This window comes from Streptomyces sp. NPDC020807, from assembly GCF_040641575.1.
Classification (GTDB): domain Bacteria; phylum Actinomycetota; class Actinomycetes; order Streptomycetales; family Streptomycetaceae; genus Streptomyces.
In genome coordinates, this window is record NZ_JBFADU010000026.1 from 70,458 (window position 1) to 90,147 (window position 19,690).

Genomic DNA, 19,690 nt, shown 5'->3' on the forward strand with positions numbered 1-19,690 from the left:
GCACGCGTGCGCGTGCCCGGCGTTTCCCACCCGTCAGGCCGGTTTGCCGGGCCCGTTCCTCAGACCGCCTCGGCCGCCTCTCCGTCCCCGCCCGCCCCGCCCTTCTGGATGGTGCAGTGCAGCGAGTCGTCGATGACGTCCGCCACGATCGTGTCCCCGGGTCCGGCCTCGCCGCCGAGCAGCAGGGACGCCACCCGGTTGTCCAGCTCCCGCTGGATCGTGCGGCGCAGCGGGCGGGCGCCGAAGGCCGGCTGGTAGCCGTGCGCGACGAGGAGCTTCTTCGCCGCCTCGGTGACCTCCAGGGTCAGGCCCTGGGCGTGTACGCGGTGCTTGCTCCGGTCGAGGAGGTTCTCCAGGATCTCCGACAGGTCCTCCTCGGTGAGGCTGTGGAAGACGATGATGTCGTCGATGCGGTTGAGGAACTCGGGCAGGAACTTCTGCCGCAGGTCCTGCATCAGCTCGTCCTTGAGCTCGGCCGCGTCGCCCTCGTGGGCGAGGATCCGCTGGGCGCCGATGTTGGACGTCATGATGACGACGCAGTGCCGGAAGTCGACCGTGCGGCCCTGGCCGTCGGTGAGTCGGCCGTCGTCGAGGATCTGGAGCAGCGTGTTGAAGACGTCGGGGTGGCCCTTCTCCACCTCGTCGAAGAGGACCACGCTGTACGGCTGACGGCGGACCTTCTCGGTGAGCTGGCCGGCCTCCTCGTAACCGACGTATCCGGGAGGCGCGCCGACGAGCCGGGCGACCGTGTGCTTCTCCTGGAACTCGCTCATGTCGAACCGGATCATCCGGTCCTCGTCGCCGAAGAGGAGCTCGGCGAGGGTCTTGGCGAGTTCGGTCTTGCCGACGCCGGTGGGGCCGAGGAAGAGGAAGGAGCCGACGGGGCGGTTCGGGTCGCCCATGCCGGCGCGGTTGCGGCGGACGGCCTCGGAGACGGCGGTGACGGCCTCCTCCTGGCCGACGATGCGCGCGTGCATCTCCGCCTCCAGCCTGAGCAGCTTCTCCTTCTCTCCGGCGGTCAGCTGGGCGACGGGGATGCCGGTGCGGCGGGAGACGATCTCGGCGATGTCGGCGGCGGTGACGGAGACGACGCCCTCGCGGCGCTCCTCGATGCCGGCGAGTTCGCCCTCGACCTCGGCGATCCGCCGCTTCAGGTCGGCGGCCTTGTCGAACTCCTCGCCCGCGACGGCTTCGTCCTTCTCCCGGCGGAGCTTGGCGAGGCGGTCCTCGCGGCTGACCACCTCGGTGGAGCGGCCGGCGCCGCGGAGCCGTACGCGCGCGCCCGCCTGGTCCATGAGGTCGATGGCCTTGTCGGGCAGGAAGCGGTCGCTGATGTACCGGTCGGAGAGCTCGGCCGCCGCCGTCAGGGCTCCGTCGGCGAACCGGACCCGGTGGTGGGCCTCGTACGCGTCCCGGAGCCCTTCGAGGATCTGGACGGTCTCCTCGACGGTGGGTTCGGGGACGAGGACGGGCTGGAAGCGGCGTTCGAGGGCGGCGTCCTTCTCGACGTACTTGCGGTACTCGTCGATCGTCGTCGCGCCGACGACGTGCAGCTCCCCGCGCGCGAGGGCGGGTTTGAGCATGTTGCCCGCGTCCATGGAGCCGTCGCCGGTGGCTCCGGCGCCGACGACGGTGTGGAGTTCGTCGATGAAGAGGATGATCTCGCCCTCGGAGTTCTGGACGTCCTCGATGACCTTCTTGAGGCGTTCCTCGAACTGGCCGCGGTACTGGGCTCCCGCGACCATGCCGGACATGTCGAGCGAGACGACCCGCTTGTCCTTGAGGGTGTCGGGCACCTCGCCCGCGACGATCCGCTGGGCGAGGCCCTCGACGATGGCGGTCTTGCCGACGCCGGGCTCACCGATGAGGACGGGGTTGTTCTTGGAGCGGCGGGAGAGGATCTCGACGGTCTGCTCGATCTCGTCGGCGCGGCCGACGACCGGGTCGAGCCTGCCCGCCCGCGCCTCCTCGGTCAGGTCGCGGCCGAACTCGTCGAGGGTGGTGGCGGGCTGCTGTCCCTGCTTCCCGGCCGCGGGCGGGGCGTCGCCGCGGACTGCCTGGCCGGCGACCTCGCGCATTCTGGACACGTCGACGTCCTCGGCGCGCAGGAACCGTCCGGCGCCCGAGTCGGCGTCGCCCAGCAGCGCGCCGAGGATGTGCTCGGGGCCGATGTAGGAGACTCCGGCGGCCTGGGAGGTGGCGTGGGCGAGGGCGAGGGTCCGCTTGGCCGCCGGGGTGAGGCCGGGCTCGGCGGAGGGTTCGTCGGACTCCCTCGGCAGCGCCTTCTCGATCTCGGCGGCGAGCCCGGCCGGGTCGACGCCCGCCCGGGCGAGGAGCCGCCGGGAGGGGTCCACCTGGGTGGTGGCCCAGAGCAGGTGCTCGGTGTCGAGGTCGGTGGTGCCGTCCTCGGCGGCCCTGCGGGCGGCCAGGTTGAGCAGTTCGCGTGACGACTCGGTCAGCAGCCGTCCGATGGGCACGCGCTGCACCGCCGGCGGCGACGAGGCGGGCGACATCCCGAAGAACCGGTTCAGCAGGTCGCTGAACGGGTCGGACGAACCGAAGGGTGAACCGAACGCCATCGACATGACGGACTCCAGACGCGCAGCGGAAGGGCCCCCTCCGCCACGAGAACCCGCCGGAGCGTGCGCCGCAAGCGCAGGCGTGCGGCCGGCGGCGGGGTCCGCGTCGCGCCGAAGGGCCGCCTTCCAGGCGCTGTTGTCAGAGGGCTGTGCCAGAGTGGATCATGACTGAGTCCCGACAGGAGCGGAGAATCACTCATGCGCGTCAAAGCCCTCGACCACCTGGTCCTCAACGTGACCGACGTCGAAAAGGCCCTGGAGTTCTACATCGGCTCTCTCGGCCTCGAGCCCGAGCGCGTCGAGCAGTGGCGTGAGGGCAAGGTGCCGTTCCCGTCCGTGCGCATCGACGAGACCACCGTCATCGACCTGTTCTCGCGTCCGCGCGGCGAGTCCAACGTGGACCACATATGCCTGGTCGTGGACCCGCTGGACTGGCAGGAGGTCATCGACACCGGCGAGTTCGACGTCATCGAGGGCCCGGTCCCGCGCTGGGGCGCGCGAGGCTCGGCGCAGTCGGTGTACGTGAAGGACCCGGACGGCAACACGGTCGAGCTGCGCTGGTACCCGCAGGACGTCACCGAGGGCTGAGCCCGGCCCGCCGGGATCCGTCCGGCCGGGCCCCACGAGGCCCTGCCGGGGCCCCGTCCGGCCCCGCGGCTCCGCGCACCCGGCTCCACGGCGGGACGTCCACCGCCCGCCGCCCCGCCCCCGTGCGGGGCGGCGGGCGATCGCGCATGCTCGGAGCAGGGAAAGGGGCCGCCATGTCCTGGCTCGTGACGCCGCTCGGCGCCCTCCTGGTGCTGCTCGTCCTGCGGGACGTCTTCCACACGTTGTGGCACCCGACCCGGCACGGCGGCCTGAGCAGACTGATCATGCGGGCCGTGTGGCGGCTCTCCGCGCACCGCGGCGCCCGGTGGCGCCCGGCGGGCCTCGCCGGGCCGCTCGGCATGATCCTGGTGGTGGTCGCCTGGGCGGTGACGGTGGCCGTGGGGTGGGCGCTCGTGTACTGGCCCCGCATGCCCGGGGACTTCTCGTACGCGGACGGGCTCACGCCCTCCGATCACGCGGGCCCGCTCGACGCCCTGTACCTCTCGCTGGTCACCCTGGCCACGCTCGGCCTGGGCGACATCGCGCCCACGGCGGGCTGGCTGCGCGTCCTGGCACCCGTCGAGGCCCTCGTGGGCTTCGTGCTGCTCTCGGCGACCGTGGCGTGGATCCTGGGGATCTACCCGGCGCTAGCCCGCCGCAGGACGCTCGCCCTGCGCCTCTCGCACCTGCGCGACAGCCGGGCCACGACCGGGGCCCTGGACTCCGCCGGCGGGGCGGCCGTCCTCGACGGGCTCGCCGCCGGGCTCGCCACCCTCACCGTCGACTTCCTCCAGTACGCGGAGTCGTACTACTTCCACGACGCCGACGAGGACACGGCGCTGCCCCGCCGGCTCGGGTACGCCCTGGGCCTCGCCGACCGCGCCGCCGAGGCCGGCCACCCGGACGTCCGCCTCTCCGCCTCCGTCCTGCGCCGGGCCCTCGACGACCTCGCCGCCGTCCTCGACGAGCGCTTCCTGCGGACCGGCGGGGGAACCGGGCAGGTCTTCGCGGCGTACGCCCGCGACCACGGGCATCCGTGGTCGGACGAGGGCCCTCCCCCGGGCGCGGGGGACGGGTCCTGACCTACGCGACTCCCGCGGCCCCCGCGGCCCCCGCGACGCCCGCCGCCTCCGTGGCGATCCGGTCGAACTGGGCGCCCATCGCCTCGGCGAGCGCCTTGGCGGCGGACAGCGGCCGGACCATGACCATGAAGTCGTCGATCTTCCCCTCCTCGTCGAAATGGAGGAAGTCGCAGCCCTGGATCTCCCGCCCGCCCACGGTGGCGGTGAAGACGAGGGCGTGGTCGCGGCCGTCCGGGTCCGCGATCTCCCGGACGTAGGTGAAGTCCTCGCAGACCCTGATCACCCCGCGCAGGATCGCGGCGGTGATGGCCTTGCCCGCGTAGGGCGAGAAGGCGACGGGGCTGGTGAAGACGACGTCCTCGGCGAGGAGCGCCTCGATGGCGGCCTCGTCTCGGTCCTCGACGGCCTGGCGGAACGGATGCACGACATCACCTGTATTCAACTAATTGACTAGGTGTGTCGGAGGCTATGCCGCCGCCCGGGGGCTGTCCACCCCTCCCCCGGTGCGGCCGGCGTCCGCCCCCGGCCGCTCAGCGGCGCACCCGGGGCATGCCGAGGCCGATCCACGAGATGATCTCGCGCTGGATCTCGTTGTTGCCGCCGCCGAAGGTGAAGATGACGGCGGAGCGGTAGCCGCGTTCCAGTTCGCCGTGGAGGACGGCGCCCTTCGAGCCCTCCTTGAGTGCGCCCGCCGAGCCGACGACCTCCATGAGGGCCGCGTACGCGTCGCGGCGGGCCTCGGAGCCGTACACCTTGACGGCGGAGGCGTCCTGGGGGGTGAGGGTGCCGTTCTGGACGGCGTTCACCATCTGCCAGTTGAGGAGCTTCATCGCGTCGAGGCGGGCGTGGGTGCGGGCCAGGGAGCGGCGGACCCACGGGAGGTCGAGGACGCGGCGGCCGTCGGCGAGCCCGGTGTCGGCGGCCCAGCGCCGGACGTCGTGGAGGGCGCGGATGGCCATCGTGCCGTGCGCCGCGAGGGTGACGCGCTCGTGGTTGAGCTGGTTGGTGATGAGCCGCCAGCCCTTGTTCTCCTCGCCGACCCGGTTCGAGGCCGGGACGCGCACGTCGTCGTAGTAGCTGGCCGTCGTGTCGTGCGAGGCGAGGGTGTTGATGATGGTGCACGAGTAGCCGGGGTCGCTCGTGGGGACCAGGAGCATGGTAATGCCCTTGTGGGGCGGGGCGTCCGGGTCGGTGCGGACCGCGAGCCAGACCCAGTCGGCCGTGTCGCCGTTGGTCGTCCAGATCTTCTGCCCGTTGACCGTGTAGTGACCGGTGTCCAGGTCCCCTTCCCGCACCGCGCGGGTCTTCAGGGCGGCCAGGTCGGTGCCCGCGTCGGGCTCGCTGTAGCCGATGGCGAAGTCGATCTCCCCGGAGAGGATCCGGGGCAGGAAGAAGGCCTTCTGCTCCTCGGTGCCGTACCGCATGATCGTCGGCCCGACCGTGTTGAGGGCCATGAGCGGCAGGGGCACGCCGGCCTGGGCGGCCTCGTCGAAGAAGATGAACTGCTCCATGGGGGTGAGGCCGCGCCCCCCGTACTCGGCGGGCCAGCCGACCCCGAGCCAGCCGTCGGTGCCGAGGCGGCGCACGGTCTCGCGGTAGAAGAGCTTCTGCGCGGCCGGGTCCTCGTACCGCGTGTGGACGTCCTCCGGGACGAGTTCGGCGAAGTACGCCCGCAGCTCGGCGCGCAGACGGTTCTGCTCGGACGTGTACTCGAGGTGCATGCGGGCCTCCCGTGGCGGCGTCCTGCGACGGCGGCCACGGTAGAACGTGTTCCATAAATGCGGAAGCCCCCGGATGCCGTACGGCTCCGGGGGCTCTCCCGCGTCGTCTGTCCGCCGGTTCGTCCGGCTAGGGCAGGAGCTCCTCCAGCGCTGCCCGGCCCCGCTCCGCGATGCGGCGTTCGGCCCAGGCCAGGTTCTTCGGGTTCACGTCCCGCCCGGAGGCGAGGACCACGTCCTCCGCCGTGAAGGCGCCGCCCTCGGAACCGGAGTGGAGCGCCCGGTCGGGCGTCGGGAGGTCGTCCCGGGACGTCTTGTCGGGCTCAGCGTTCATGCCGCCTCCTACGTGTTCTTCCGACACCCGCCATTCTCGTGTCGGGCCCGCCGGAGCGCATCCGGGACGGCCCGCGGGAGGGACGCCACGCGGCGAACTCGCGCCACGCCGTGTCACCGCCATGGCGTCCGAGGGGTGCGGGTTCGACAATGGGGACGATGACCGATGACGACCGGCTGACGCGCACTGGCGAGATCGGGCCCGCCGAGCGGCTCGCCATGAACCGGACCGGCAGCTTCGACTGGGATCTCGACACGGGCACCATCGATGTCGACGACGCCGGGCTGCTGGTCTTCGGGCTGTCCTCCGACGCCTACGACGGGCGCCCCGAGACGCTCGTCGCCCGTCTGGCCCCCGAGGAACGGACCCGGCTCGACGCCATCGTCCGGGAGGCCGTCCGGGGCGGCTCCGTCTCCTACACCGCCCACTTCCCCATCCCGCAGGCCGACGGGTCCCCCCACTGGACGCACGTCCAGGCCCGGATCCTGCGCACGGCCGAGGGGCGGGCACAGCGGATCGTCGGGATCGTCCGGGACACGACCGCCGAGGTGACGCACTCCGCCTTCCTCCTGGAGCTGGAGAGGCGCCGCGAGGTGCAGACGAGCATCGTCGAGCGCACCACGAACGCGCTCTCGCGCGCGGTGACCGTCGACGACGTGACCGCCGCCCTCACCGGGCCCGGCGGACTCGCCCGGCTCGGCGCGGACGGGCTCGCCCTCGGCCTCGTCGAGAACGGCTCGCTGAACGTGATCGCGCTCAGCGGCGAGTCCCTCGACGTGCTGAACGACTTCCGCACCCGGCGGCTCGACCGGGGGCTCCCGCTGGCCGAGACGGTGCTGAGCGGCCGGCCGCGCTTCGTCTCCTCGTTCGCCTCGCTCGGCCGGGATTTCCCCGAGCTCGCCCCGTACCTCACGCGGCTCGAGTTCCGGTCGGCCTGCTACCTGCCGCTGGTCGCGCAGGCCCGCTCGCTCGGCGGGATGGCGCTGTTCTACCGGGGCAGGTCCTCCTTCAACGCCGACGAGCGGAACCTCGCGCTCGGCCTCGCCGCGATCGTCGCCCAGTCCCTCCAGCGGGCGATCCTCTTCGACGAGGAGCGGGAGCTCGCGACCGGGCTCCAGGCGACGATGCTGCCCCGCCGGATCCCGGAGATCACCGGCGGCGAGATCGCCGTCCGCTACCACGCGGCCTGGAGCGGCCGGCAGGTCGGCGGCGACTGGTACGACGTGATCTCGCTGCCCCGGGGCCGGGTCGGGATCGTCGTCGGCGACGTCCAGGGGCACGACACGCACGCCGCCGCCATCATGGGCCAGCTGCGGATCGCGCTCAGGGCGTACGCGGGCGAGGGACACGCCCCCTCGACCGTCCTCGCCCGGGCCTCCCGCTTCCTCGCCGAACTCGACACGAACCGCTTCGCGACCTGCACGTACGCGCAGGTGGACCTGACCAGCGGCACCCTGCGCGCGGTACGGGCCGGACACCTCGGCCCGCTCATCCGGCACAACGACGGCCGGGTCGGGCGGCCGAACCTGCGCGGCGGGCTGCCGCTGGGGCTCGCGACGGTCTTCGGCGACGAGGAGTTCCCCGAGACGCGCCTCGACCTCGTGCCCGGCGAGACGCTCGTCCTGTGCACCGACGGGCTCGTGGAGCAGCCGGGATCCGACATCGCGACCGGACTCGACGCGCTCGCGGAGGCGATCCGCAGCGGCCCGCCGCAGGCGGAGGCGCTCGCCGACCACCTCTCCGAGCGGCTGTGGGAGCGGTGGGGTTCCGGCGACGACGTGGCGCTCCTCGTGCTGCGCCGCACCCCGGACCCGGGCACACCCCGGGCGCCCCGCATCCACCAGTACATCCACCAGGCCGATCCGCAGGGCCTCTCGGACGCGCGGGCGGCCGTGGGGCAGGCGCTGCGGGACTGGGGCCTGCCGGAGCTGTCGGACGACGCCGAGCTCCTCACGGGCGAGCTGCTCGTCAACGTGCTGCTGCACACGGAGGGCGGCGCCGTCCTCACCCTGGAGGTGCTGCCCGAGCCGGTGCGGCGGGTCCGGCTCTCCGTGCAGGACCGTTCCAGCGCCTGGCCCCGTCGGCGTACCCCCGGGGAGGCGGCCACCTCGGGCCGCGGACTGCTGCTGCTCGACGCGCTGGCGTCGCGCTGGGGCGTGGAGCCGCGGGGCGAGGGCAAGGCGGTGTGGTGCGAGATCGGACCGGAGCCGGCGGTCGCGGACGTGGCCTCCGGCGGCAGGTGAGGAGACCGCCGTGGACCCCGTGGCCGCGCTCAACCGGATCGCCTTCCTCCTGGAGCGCGCGCAGGCGCCCGGATACCGCGCGCGTGCCTTCCGCACCGCCGCGACCGCCCTCGCCGCCCTCCCGGACGGCGAGGCCTCGCGGCGCGCGGCGGCCGGCACCCTGGAGGCGGTGAAGGGGATCGGCCCGAAGACGGCGGCGGTGGTCCGCGAGGCGCTGGAGGGCCGGGTGCCGGAGTACCTGGCGCACCTGGAGGCCGAGACGGAGGAGAGCCTCGGGCCCGGCACGCCGGACGGCGGCGGTGCCGGTACGGCCCTGAGGGCGGCGCTGCGCGGCGACTGCCACCTGCACTCCGACTGGTCGGACGGCGGCGCGACGATCGAGGACATGGGCCGCACGGCGGCGGCGATCGGCCACGACTGGGCGGTGCTGACCGATCACTCCCCGCGGCTGACGGTGGCCCGCGGCCTCTCCCCCGACCGGCTGCGCCAGCAGCTCGACGTGGTGGCGCGGCTCAACGAGGAGTGGGCGCCGTTCCGGCTGCTCACCGGGATCGAGTGCGACATCCTCGACGACGGTTCGCTCGACCAGGAGCCCGAGCTGCTCGACCGGCTCGACCTGGTCGTGGGCTCGGTGCACTCGAAGCTGCGGATGGACGCGCGGTCGATGACCCGCCGTCTGGAACGGGCCGTCCGCGACCCGCTGATGGACGTGCTCGGGCACTGCACGGGCCGGCTCGTCGCCGGCGGGCGGCTGCGGCCCGCGTCGGAGTTCGACGCCGAGCGGGTCTTCGCGGCCTGCGCGGAGGCGGGGACGGCGGTGGAGATCAACAGCCGTCCGGAACGCCTCGATCCGCCGCGCGCGCTGCTGCGGCTCGCGGTGGAGGCGGGGACGTACTTCGCGATCGACACGGACGCGCACGCCCCGGGCCAGCTGGAGTGGCAGATCATCGGCTGCGCGCGGGCGGAGGAGTGCGGGGTGCCGGAGGACCGCGTGATCAACACCTGGCCGGCGGAGCGGTTGCTGGAGTGGGCCGCGTCCTGAGCGGCCTCGACGACCCCGCCGCCACGGGTCAGGCGCGCTGCCAGACCGTCGTCGCGTTGCAGAACTCGCGGATGCCGTGGCCGGCGAGCTCGCGTCCGTACCCCGAGCGCTTGATACCGCCGAACGGGAGCGCCGGGTGGGAGGCGGTCATGCCGTTGACGAAGACGCCGCCGGCCTCCAGGTCGCGGACGAAGAAGGCGATGTCCTCGTCCTTGCGGGTCCACACGTTGGAACTGAGGCCGAACGGGGAGTCGTTGGCGACGGTCACGGCCTCCTCGATGTCGCGCACCGGGTAGACGGTGGCGACGGGGCCGAAGGTCTCCTCCTGGTGGACGCGCATCGCGGGGGTGATGCCGGTGAGGACGGTGGGGCGGTAGTACCAGCCGTTCGCGAGCTCGGGCTCCTCCGGCCGGCGTCCGCCGCACAGGACGGTCGCGCCCTTGCGCACGGCGTCGTCGACCAGGGCCTCCAGGTCGGCGCGGCCCTGCTCGGTGGCGAGGGGGCCGACGTCGGTGGACTCGTCGAGGGGGTCGCCGACGGTGAGCGCGTTCATGGCCGCGGTGAAGCGCTCGGCGAAGTCGTCGTACACGTCCTGGTGGACGATGAACCGCTTGGCGGCGATGCAGGACTGACCGTTGTTCTGCACGCGCGCGGTGACGGCCGTCTTCACCGCCCTTACGACGTCGGCGGAGGGCATGACGATGTACGGGTCGCTGCCGCCGAGCTCCAGGACGGTCTTCTTGATCTCGTCGCCGGCGACGGCGGCGACGGCACGGCCCGCGGGTTCGCTGCCGGTGAGGGTGGCGGCGACGACCCGGCGGTCGCGCAGGACGGCCTCGACGTCGCGGGAGCCGATCAGGAGGGTCTGGAAGCAGCCGTCCGGGTACCCGGCGCGGCGGAACAGGTCACCGAGGTAGAGGGCGGTCCTCGGCACGTTGGAGGCGTGCTTGAGGAGGCCCGTGTTGCCCGCCATCAGCGCGGGCGCGGCGAAGCGGATGACCTGCCAGAGCGGGAAGTTCCACGGCATGACGGCGAGGATCGGGCCGAGGGGCCGGTAGTGGACGCGGGCGGTGTCCGCGCCGGAGTCCTGCACGTCGCTCTCGGCGGGGTGCTCGTCGGCGAGCAGGCGCTCGGCGTTGGCCGCGTACCACCGCATGGCCTTGGCGCACTTGGCGGCCTCGGCGCGGGCGGCGGCGAGCGGCTTGCCCATCTCCAGGGTCATGGTGCGGGCGATGTCGTCGCCGTCCTCGTCGAGGAGGGCGGCGGCGGCCCGCAGGAGCCGGGCGCGCTCGGCGAAGGTGGTGGTGCGGTACTGGCGGAACGCCGCGTGAGCGGCGGCCACGCGCCGCTCGACCTCCTCGGGCCCGTGCGCCTCGTAGGTGCGCAGCGTCTCGCCCGTCGCGGGGTTCACGGATGCGATGCCCATGCCGCTTCTCCTCCTGGCCCGGGGCCGTCCGGCCCCCACGGGAAACCTCCCGCGCCGGGCGCGCGGGCGCAACAGGTGCGGGGCGGTGGGGTGACCGCCCCGCCGCCATCCCGGCGTCAGGCGGTGAGCCAGTCCAGGGCGCCGCCGAGGTGCGCGCGGAAGGAGGGGTCCTCGTACGCCTCCGCCGCGTGCCCGAGCGCGGTGAAGAGGAAGCGTCCCCGGTCGACGGCGCGGCACCAGACGAGCGGGTGGTCGTCGCCGTGCGTGCCGCCCTCGTACGAGGACTCGTCGACGCGCGCCAGGACGTGCACGCCCGCCGCACGCGGCGGCGACGTGAAGTCGTACCACTCGTCGGTCCACTCCAGGACGGCCGGGAGCGGCGCCGTCGCCGGGTGCCCGGGGTCCTCGACGAGGACCCTGCCGGGCTGGAGGGCGGGGTGTCCGGCGAAGCGCGTGCCGAGGAGCTCGCCGTAGAACGGCCAGTCGGGTTCGGCGTTGGCCGCCGCGTGGACGGCGAGGAGCGCGCCGCCGCCCCGCAGGTACGCCTCGAAGGCGGTACGGCCCCCGGGGGTCAGGACGGTGCCGGTCGTGGAGAGCAGGACGACGGCGGGACGGCCGGCGAGTCCCTCGGGGGTGAACGCGCCGGGGTCGTCGGTGACGTCGGCCCTCCAGCCCCGCTCGCGCGCGAGACCGGCGAGGGCGGCGGCCGCGGCGAGGAGGGAGTCGTGGCGGTAGCCCGCGGTGCGGGTGTAGATCAGGACACCGGCGGTGGGCACGCGGCGAGCTCCCGGTCGGTCGTGTCGATTGCGGCGGTCGTAGCGGTCGTGGCAGTCGTGGCGGCGGGGAACGCGGAGGGGACGGCGGCGGCACGGGGGCGTTCCCCGCCCTGGACCGTAGCCAAGGACGTCGTCCGGCCACAACGGCACGGGCTCCCCGGGCTCCCGAAAACGCCGTGCCACGCGCGCGCGCCCTCGGGCACACTGCCCCGATGACACCTCTTCACGATCACGGCCGCCGCGCACTCGCGCACGTCGCCGACCGTTCCACCGGCGGGGCGGTCGACCCCGGGCTGCGGGTCACGCTCAACTTCCACCCGCACTTCCTCGACCGGCTCGCCGAGGACGGCGTCTACCGCTCGCAGTTCGTCACCGGGACCGGCAACGGCGGGCTGACCGCGGTGCCGGGCGGGGACCGGTGGCGGTGGGAGAGCCGGATGTTCGGCGGCGTGTACGACGAGGCGCCCGCGGACACCCGACCGGTGTACGGGGCCCTGAACTACGACCGCCGCCCCTTCGGCGCCGCGCCCCGCTTCGGCTCGGCGCACCTGCGGCTCACGGCCGAGGCGGTGGAGCGGACGTCGTTCTGCTACCCGGACAGCTTCCTGGAGCCCACCGACTTCGGCGTCGCCTCCCGCATGCGGCTCGTCGCCCTCGCCGCGGCCGACGGCGCGGACCCGCTCGACGACTACGTCGAGGCGCAGGTCCACGGGCCCGTCGTCATCGGCCGCGACGTGGAGGCGCTGGTCCTCGACCCCAGCCACCGGGGCACGGAGGTCGAGAAGGCGGCCCTGCGGCTCGGCTGCCCCGTGGAGTGGCACGGCGGATTCCGGCTCTCCGTCGAGGAGCTGCGCCTGAGGCCGGACTACCGCGGTCCGGAGTACGTGGAGCTCGGCGCCCGGATCGCCGTCGGCGGGTTCCTCGACGCCCGCATCGTGCAGGAGGCGGCGGAATCAGGGGCGTACGACCCGCAGGCCGTGAAGCGGGTCTGGCACTACCTGGCCCGGTTCGGCGCGCCCAGCCGGCGGGTCGAGGCCTCGAGGAGCGGGGCCAGGAACTCCCGCTCCAGGGTGCCGGGCGGCAGCGCCTCCGGCTCGACGTAGCTCTGCGCGAGACCGCCCTCCCGCAGGGCGACGACCAGGCGGGCGAACCGGTCGGCGTCCACGGTCAGTTCCCGCCCGGCCCGGCGCAGGACCAGGGTCAGCCCGCGGGCGATCTCGGCGCGCAGCCGCTCGTCGTGGCGGGCGAGCACCCAGGCCGTCTGCGGGTCGCGGATGGCGCGCAGGGTGAACTCGGTGGTCACCACGTACCAGTCCCGCTCGTCCGGTTCGATCCGGGCGGCGAGCTCCGCGATCCGCGGCAGCGTGCACTCCTCGGGCGTCAGCGCGTCGATCGCCTCCGAGAGCCGGCGCACGATCCGCTCGCTGTGCTCGTCGAACAGGGCGAGGAAGAGCTCGTCCTTGCCGGCGAAGTTCGAGTAGTACGCGCCCCGCGTGTAGCCGGCGCGCTCGCAGATCTGCTCGATCGTCGCCGCGTGGAAACCGTGCTCGGCGAAGACCTCCAGGGCGGCCTTCAGGAGCGCCGCTCGGGTCTGGGGCCGGCGCCTGGCGACGCCCGGGGCACCTCTCGGCACGGCTGGGACTCCTCGGTGGTCGTGGAACGGACACCCACCTTACCGACGGCCGCTTCCCGGGCGCGGGCCACCGTCGGCGGATAAAATTCACCCATGGGAGAGCGGCCCGTCGCGCCCGCCGCGCCCGCCCTGGTCCTCGAGATCGACGGGGACGCGACCCTCATGCACCCGGGCCGTGTCTATCGCATCGGACGTGACCCCACCAGCGACATCGTGCTCGCGGACGCCCGCGCGTCCTGGCACCACGCCCTGCTCCGTACCGTCGCGGGGCACTGGGACCTGGAGGACGAAGGCAGTACGAACGGGACCTACGCGAACGGTCTGCGGGTGGCGGGGTCCCGGGAGACGGGCTCCCGGCCCGTCGGTCCCGGGACGGTCGTGCGGTTCGGGCATCCGGAGGACGGACCGAGAGCGGTGCTCTCGGCTCCGGTGGCGCGCCCGCTTCCTCCGGAGGCTCCGGTCGTGCCCGAGCCCCCGGTGGAGGACGTGCCGGTGGAGGAGGTTCCGGTGACCGCCGTGGACGTCCCGGAGACCCCGGTGATCCAGGAGCCGGGGGCCCCGGTGGTCCCCGTGGCCCCCGTGGCCCCGGCTCCCGCCCCCGACCCCGAGCCCCCGCCACCCGCACCGTCCCCGCTGCCCTCGTCCTCCCCCTCCCCCACGCCCGCACCCGCACCCGCAGCCAGGCCCGCGCCCCTGCGCCCTCCCTCCGTCTCCCACCCCGCCGCCACCGGCACCTTCCGCGAGCCGACCTCCGTCCACCCTCTGCCCGCCCACAGCGTCCGGATCGGCCGGTCCCCCGACAACGACGTCGTCGTCGCCGACCTCGTCGTCTCCCGTCACCACGCCGAGCTACGGGCCGAGCCCGACGGCACGTACCGCATCCGGGACCTCGGGAGCCACAACGGCACCTTCCTCAACGGCGCGCCCGTCGTCGACGCGCGCGTGACGCCCGACGACATCGTCGGCATCGGCCGCAGCGCGTTCTGCCTCATCGGCGGCCGCCTCGTCGAGTTCACCGACACCGGCGAGGTCTCCCTCGACGTGCAGGAGCTCGCCGTCACCGTCGACCACGGGCGGAAGACGCTCCTCGACGGCGTCTCCTTCCCCGTCGGCCAGAAGTGCCTGCTCGCCGTCGTCGGCCCCTCCGGCGCCGGGAAGTCGACGCTCCTCGGCGCCCTGACCGGCCAACGCCCGGCCGACCGCGGCACGGTGCTCTACGACGGCCGCGACCTGTACCGGGACTACGCCGAGCTGCGCCAGCGCATCGGCCTCGTCCCGCAGGACGACATCCTGCACCTCCAGCTCACCGTCCGCCGGGCCCTCTCGTACGCGGCCGAGCTCCGCTTCCCCGAGGACACCGCCCCCGCCGAGCGCCGGGCACGCGTCGACGAGGTGATCCGCGAGCTCGGGCTCGTCGAGCGGGCCGACCAGCCGATCCACAGCCTCTCCGGCGGCCAGCGCAAGCGGGTCAGCGTCGCCCTCGAACTGCTCACCAAGCCCTCGCTGCTCTTCCTCGACGAGCCGACCTCCGGCCTCGACCCCGGCATGGACCGGTCCGTGATGCACATGCTGCGCGGGCTCGCGGACGACGGGCGCACGGTCGTCGTCGTCACCCACAGCGTCCTCAGCCTGGACGTCTGCGACCGGCTGCTCGTCCTCGCGCCCGGAGGCAAGGTGGCCTACTACGGGCCGCCCGCCGACACGCTCGACTTCTTCGGGTACGCCCAGTGGCCGGAGGCCTTCGAGGCGTTCGAGACCGAACGGGACCGCGACTGGGCCGCGCAGTACCGTTCCTCCCGCTTCCACCGCCGGTACGTCGAGGACGCCACGCAACGCCCCTTCGTGCCCGTCGCGGGCCCCCTCGGCGACGCCCCCGCGCCTCCGCAGCGCGAGCCGGGGCCGCCGCCGAAGGCCCAGAGCTGGGGATCGCAGCTGCGGACCCTGGTGCGCCGGTACGCCGCCGCGCTCGCCGCCGACCGGACCTTCCTCGCGATCATGATCGCGCTGCCGTTCGTCATGGGCGCGATGGCCAGGGCGCTGTCCGAGGGCAGCCTCAACCCCGAGTCGACCATGAACGTCCTGCTCATCCTCTGCGTGGGCGGGGTTCTGACGGGCGCGGCGAACGCCGTGCGCGAGCTGGTCAAGGAGCGCTCGATCTACCGGCGCGAGAGAGCCGTCGGCCTGTCCCGCTCCGCCTACCTCTCCTCCAAGGTCGTCGTCCTCGGACTGATCACGGTCGTGCAGGCGGTGGTCCTGACCCTGGTCGCCCTCGTCGGCGTCCCGCTCAACGTGCCCGACGGCAAGGGCGTCCTCCTGCCGCCGCTCGTGGAGATCACGCTCGCCGTCGCGCTCCTCGCCTTCACCGCGATGATGCTCGGCCTCCTCGTCTCGGCGGTGGTCCGCAAGGAGGAGGTGACGATGCCGCTGCTCGTCCTCCTCGCGATCGTGCAGGTGGTGTTCTGCGGCGCGCTGCTCTCCGTGCGCGGTACGCCGGTCCTGGAGCAGCTGGCCTGGCTGGTGCCCTCGCGGTGGGCGTTCGCGGCGATGGGTGCGACGATCGACATCGGGAAGGTCGCGCCCGGCCCGAAGACCGACGATCCGCTGATGCGGCACACGGCGGAGGCGTGGCTGTTCGACATGGGCATGCTGGTGGTGCTCTGTCTCGTCCTCGGCTTCGTCGTGGCGCGGCTGCTGCGCCGCCACGAGCCCGTCGTGATGCGGAGGTAGGCCGTGAGCGTCCCCGTACCGGAGTACGTGCCGGACTTCCGGCCCACCCATGTCGTACCGCGCGACGGCCTGCCCGCCTGGGAGGCGCCCGACCCGGCGCTGCCGGCGGCGCCGCTCGACGCGTTCCTGCCCGTGCGGCTGACCGAGCGGGCCGGGGACTGGGGGCGGATCCTCTGTTCGAACGGCTGGTCGGCGTGGGTGGACGCGCGGCTGCTCGTCTCCGTGCCCGACGATCCCCCGGCGGCGGGCCGGCCGATGGCGAGGACGGCCGACCCGCGGCCGCTGATCGCCCGCGCCGAGGACGCGCTCGGCCGGTACCGGCGGGCGGCCGAGGAGTTGGGCGCGGGCCGCTCGGACGGCGAGGGCTTCCGGCTGCGGACGCGGGGGCTGCGGGTCGGGATGGTCGTCGACGGGGAGTCGGTGTGGCTGTACGACGCCGAGCACGAGCGCTGGGTGTACTGCGACGGGCTCGGGCTCAGTACGTACGCGGCCTCGGCGGCGCCCTCGGTGGCGGCGCCGCCGACGGCGGTGGTCCACGCCCCGACCGCGGTGGCACAGGCCGCGCCGGGCGCCCCTCCGGGAGACTCGCCCGGGGCGCCCGGTCCTTCCGAGCCCGCCGTTCCTCCCGCCGCCGCCCCGGCCGCCTCCCCCGCATCCGCGCCCGCCGCGTACGAGCCGACCCAGGTGGTGCCGCAGGTGCCGGACCCGGCCGCGGCGGCCGGGCCGCCGCCGACGCAGGTCGTCGAGCGGCTGCCCGGCCCGCACTGCGAGAAGAACGGTGAGCGCTGATGGCGGGCGGCGGGACGCGCGGGGACGCGGACATCCCGGCGGGCCGCCCCTCGGGGCTCGTGGGCAAGGAGATCGCAGGGTACCGCGTGGAGGGCGAGATCGGGCGCGGCGGCATGGCAGTCGTCTACCGGGCCCGGGACCTGCGCCTCGACCGTACGGTCGCGCTGAAGCTGCTGGCCCCGGAGCTGGCCCGCAACGACACCTTCCGGAAGCGGTTCGCGCACGAGTCGCGGGTGGCCGCCTCGATCGACCACCCGAACATCGTGCCGGTCTTCGGGGCCGGCGAGACGGAGGGCGTCCTGTACATCGCCATGCGGTTCGTGCCCGGGCAGGACCTGGTGGCGCTGCTGGACCGCGAGGGGCCGCTCGCGCCCCCGAAGGCGGGGCGGATCGCCGTACAGGTCGCCTCGGCCCTGGACGCGGCGCACGCCCACGACCTGGTGCACCGGGACGTGAAGCCCGGCAACATCCTCGTCGACGAGGGCACCGACGGCGACCATCCCGAGCACGTCTACCTCACGGACTTCGGGCTGACGAAGAAGTCGCTGTCGCTGACCGGGTTCACGACGGTCGGGGAGTTCGTCGGGACGCTCGACTACGTGGCGCCGGAGCAGATCTCCGGGAAGCCGGTGGACGGCCGGTGCGACGTGTACAGCCTGGCGTGCGTGGTCTTCGAGACGCTGGCGGGGGCGCCCCCGTTCCGCCGCGACACGGACTACGCGGTGATGTGGGCCCAGCAGTACGACCCGCCGCCCCCGCTCTCCGAGCTGCGGCCGGGGCTGCCGGCGGCGGCGGACGCGGTGTTCGCGAAGGCGCTGGCGAAGTCGCCGGAGGAGCGGTACGGGACGTGCCTGGAGTTCGTGACGAGGCTGCGGGCCGCGCTCACGGAGGCGGGGGCGTCGGGCGGCGGGTCCGGACCCGCCGGGGCGGACCGGCCGAGTGCCCGGCGGCCAGGTCCGCCGCCGGAGCCGCCCGCGTGGGCCCGGGCGGTCTTCCGGGAGCTGTGAGGGCCGTCGGACGTCGGAAGCGCCGGCCGCCGTCAGCCGTGAGGGCCGTCGTCCGTCAGCGGCGCGGTCGGGCCCTGGCGGGCTCGGTGTCGGCCCCGACCTCGCCCTTGCGGTGGACGCGGGTGGCGAGGAGCGCTCCGACGAGTCCCGTCGCCAGGCCCCAGAGGAGGGCGAGCCCGACCGTCTTCCAGACGTCCGGCCTGAGCACCACCTGACCGCCCAGCGAGGCGAGGTCGCCGATGCCGAGGATCGAGAGCCCGAAGCGGGCCTCGACGAGGGTGAGCGGGGTGACGACCAGCATGGTCACGGCGAAGGCGACGCCCATGCGCAGGGAGTGCTGCCAGAGCCGGGTCCTGGCCGGGGAGCGGACGGCGGCGCCGAACGCGGCGGCGAGCAGGAGGACGGCGGCGACGGGCAGCAGCCACCAGGCCCGGCCGTCCTGTGCGGCGAGGGACGACAGGTCGACGGTCGAGAGCTCCGCCGCCGTGCCGCCCTCGCCTCCGCGCGCGCGGAGGACGGCGTCGAGGACCTGTGGCATGGGGAGGCCGAACGGGCCTTCGACGGTGCCCTGCCAGGAGCCGCCGATGCCGACGCCGAGGGCGAGCCAGGTGATGTTGGGCAGGCCGAGCAGGAGGACGGCGAGGGTCTCCGCCGCGTGGCCCCTGGTCGCCGCGACGACGAGGCCGATGACGAGGCCGACGGCCACGTACGCGAGGAGGAGCAGGAGCATCGCGTGGGCGGCGGGCCTGACGGGCTCGTGGAAGCGCACGAGTCGGGCGGGGAGCGGGGTCTTGCGGGAGACGAGCAGGGCGACGACGAGGACGCCGAGGATCCACAGCAGCCCGTAGAAGAGCGTGGGGCCGAGGTCGGTGCGGAATCCCACGGTGGGGTTCGCGGCGTCCAGGAGGTCCCCGAAGAGGTCGCCGAGGGTGTCACCGGACTCCTGCGCGGTGTCGCCGCCGAGGGTGAGGGGGAAGTCGTGCCGGGCGAGGGCGGAGAGGCCCGCGAGGCCCGCCAGCCAGAGGACGACGGTGGCGGCGGCGCGGAGCAGGAGTTCGCGTCCGCCGGCCACGGCGTGGTGGCGCAGGGGGCGGAGGAAGCAGAAGCCGGTGACGAGGGCGCCCACCAGGGTCACGGAGAGCGGCATCGCGGTCAGTTCCGCCTGGGTGCCCGCGAGGGCCCCGGCGTCCCCGGCCAGGTCGATCTTCCCGCCCGTGGCCATGACCACGACGGCCGCGAGGACGGCGGCGAAGCCGTCCGGCAGGTCGGCGGCGCCCGCGGCCCAGAGGCCGAGACCGGCGACGACGCCCATGGCGGCGTATCCGGCGAACACCGCCGCCAGGGCCTGGACTCCGACGCGGAGAGTGCTCACCCTGCCCACGCTAGTACGGTCGACGGCCGCCCGCAGGGCGGTCGGGAGCCGTCCGCACCGCGCTCGGGGGCCGTCCCGCTCGCGGGTGGGAGCCGTCCGCTTGCGGGTGGGTACCCTTCCGCGCGCACAATGAGCGCGGAACGGAAGAAAGGGAACAAACATGACTTCCCACCCCCCGTCCGGCTCGTCGGGCCCCCCGTCCGGCCCGTCACCGGGCCAGTCGTCCGGCTCCGCGCCGGGCGCTCCGTCCGGCCCTGCCTCCGGGCCCCCGTCCGGACCCCCTTCGATCCCGCCCTCGGGGCCCCCGTCGGGCCCGCTCTCGGGCCGCGGCACCAGCCCCGGCGCCGCCGGACCCCCACCGCCCCCCGGGCCGC

The 19,690-nt window shown here is 74.2% G+C and carries 16 protein-coding genes; 8 read left to right on the forward strand and 8 right to left on the reverse strand.

The window, feature by feature from the left end; translation table 11 throughout:
• Positions 1-59: 59 nt before the first annotated feature.
• Positions 60-2,585 carry an AAA family ATPase gene (locus AB0G79_RS28140; protein WP_360811224.1) on the reverse strand — a complete coding sequence of 842 codons (2,526 nt, stop codon included), beginning with the start codon at positions 2,583-2,585 and terminating at the stop codon, positions 60-62.
• Between the two features lie 192 nt (positions 2,586-2,777).
• On the opposite strand from AB0G79_RS28140, the gene AB0G79_RS28145 reads away from it, so the two are divergent.
• The gene (locus AB0G79_RS28145) at positions 2,778-3,167 is read left to right on the forward strand and encodes a VOC family protein (RefSeq protein ID WP_360811226.1); all 390 of its coding nucleotides are present in this window, start codon (positions 2,778-2,780) and stop codon (positions 3,165-3,167) included.
• Between the two features lie 173 nt (positions 3,168-3,340).
• On the forward strand, positions 3,341-4,249 hold the full coding sequence (locus AB0G79_RS28150; RefSeq protein ID WP_360811228.1) for a potassium channel family protein: 909 nt from the start codon (positions 3,341-3,343) through the stop codon (positions 4,247-4,249).
• 1 nt (position 4,250) lies between these two features.
• Here AB0G79_RS28150 and AB0G79_RS28155 read toward each other — a convergent pair whose 3' ends face one another.
• The 3 genes from AB0G79_RS28155 to AB0G79_RS28165 all read right to left on the reverse strand — a co-directional run bounded on the left by AB0G79_RS28155 (position 4,251) and on the right by AB0G79_RS28165 (position 6,301).
• Positions 4,251-4,673, reverse strand: coding sequence for a nuclear transport factor 2 family protein (locus tag AB0G79_RS28155; RefSeq protein ID WP_360811230.1), 423 nt, complete (start codon positions 4,671-4,673; stop codon positions 4,251-4,253).
• Between the two features lie 106 nt (positions 4,674-4,779).
• Entirely contained in the window at positions 4,780-5,970 is a 1,191-nt protein-coding gene (locus tag AB0G79_RS28160) for an acyl-CoA dehydrogenase family protein (RefSeq protein ID WP_360811232.1), read from the reverse strand.
• Between the two features lie 127 nt (positions 5,971-6,097).
• Positions 6,098-6,301, reverse strand: a complete 204-nt coding sequence (locus AB0G79_RS28165) for a hypothetical protein (protein ID WP_360811234.1) — start codon at positions 6,299-6,301, stop codon at positions 6,098-6,100.
• Between the two features lie 158 nt (positions 6,302-6,459).
• On the opposite strand from AB0G79_RS28165, the gene AB0G79_RS28170 reads away from it, so the two are divergent.
• Complete coding sequence (locus AB0G79_RS28170) at positions 6,460-8,544, forward strand: SpoIIE family protein phosphatase (RefSeq protein ID WP_360811236.1); 2,085 nt, start codon at positions 6,460-6,462, stop codon at positions 8,542-8,544.
• A gap of 10 nt (positions 8,545-8,554) precedes the next feature.
• Positions 8,555-9,586 (forward strand): PHP domain-containing protein, encoded by a 1,032-nt coding sequence (locus AB0G79_RS28175; RefSeq protein WP_360811238.1) that lies wholly within the window; start codon positions 8,555-8,557, stop codon positions 9,584-9,586.
• A 28-nt stretch (positions 9,587-9,614) separates the two neighbouring features.
• On the opposite strand, the gene AB0G79_RS28180 is transcribed toward AB0G79_RS28175, so the two are convergent.
• A complete protein-coding gene (locus tag AB0G79_RS28180) occupies positions 9,615-11,012 on the reverse strand; it encodes an NADP-dependent succinic semialdehyde dehydrogenase (RefSeq protein WP_360811240.1) in 1,398 nt (465 codons plus the stop codon).
• 116 nt (positions 11,013-11,128) lie between these two features.
• Positions 11,129-11,788 carry a ThuA domain-containing protein gene (locus tag AB0G79_RS28185; RefSeq protein WP_360811242.1) on the reverse strand — a complete coding sequence of 220 codons (660 nt, stop codon included), beginning with the start codon at positions 11,786-11,788 and terminating at the stop codon, positions 11,129-11,131.
• Between the two features lie 212 nt (positions 11,789-12,000).
• Here AB0G79_RS28185 and AB0G79_RS28190 point away from each other — a divergent pair, with 212 nt between their 5' ends.
• Positions 12,001-12,891, forward strand: a complete 891-nt coding sequence (locus tag AB0G79_RS28190) for a DUF3626 domain-containing protein (protein ID WP_360811244.1) — start codon at positions 12,001-12,003, stop codon at positions 12,889-12,891.
• On the opposite strand, the gene AB0G79_RS28195 is transcribed toward AB0G79_RS28190, so the two are convergent.
• Positions 12,783-13,421, reverse strand: a complete 639-nt coding sequence (locus AB0G79_RS28195) for a helix-turn-helix domain-containing protein (protein ID WP_360811245.1) — start codon at positions 13,419-13,421, stop codon at positions 12,783-12,785. The two genes, AB0G79_RS28190 and AB0G79_RS28195, sit on opposite strands and share 109 nt — an antisense overlap.
• A 93-nt stretch (positions 13,422-13,514) precedes the next feature.
• On the opposite strand from AB0G79_RS28195, the gene AB0G79_RS28200 reads away from it, so the two are divergent.
• Genes AB0G79_RS28200 through AB0G79_RS28210 form a run of 3 tightly spaced genes read left to right on the forward strand, consistent with a single transcriptional unit; the run spans position 13,515 to position 17,944 of the window.
• The gene (locus tag AB0G79_RS28200; RefSeq protein ID WP_360811247.1) at positions 13,515-16,148 is read left to right on the forward strand and encodes an FHA domain-containing protein; all 2,634 of its coding nucleotides are present in this window, start codon (positions 13,515-13,517) and stop codon (positions 16,146-16,148) included.
• A 3-nt stretch (positions 16,149-16,151) separates the two neighbouring features.
• The gene (locus AB0G79_RS28205) at positions 16,152-16,937 is read left to right on the forward strand and encodes a hypothetical protein (protein WP_360811249.1); all 786 of its coding nucleotides are present in this window, start codon (positions 16,152-16,154) and stop codon (positions 16,935-16,937) included.
• Positions 16,937-17,944 carry a serine/threonine-protein kinase gene (locus AB0G79_RS28210; RefSeq protein ID WP_360811251.1) on the forward strand — a complete coding sequence of 336 codons (1,008 nt, stop codon included), beginning with the start codon at positions 16,937-16,939 and terminating at the stop codon, positions 17,942-17,944. Before AB0G79_RS28205 ends, AB0G79_RS28210 begins: the two co-directional genes overlap by 1 nt.
• Positions 17,945-17,999: 55 nt before the next feature.
• Here the strand turns inward: AB0G79_RS28210 and AB0G79_RS28215 are convergent, their stop codons facing one another.
• On the reverse strand, positions 18,000-19,316 hold the full coding sequence (locus AB0G79_RS28215) for a streptophobe family protein (protein WP_360811253.1): 1,317 nt from the start codon (positions 19,314-19,316) through the stop codon (positions 18,000-18,002).
• Positions 19,317-19,690 lie beyond the last annotated feature (374 nt).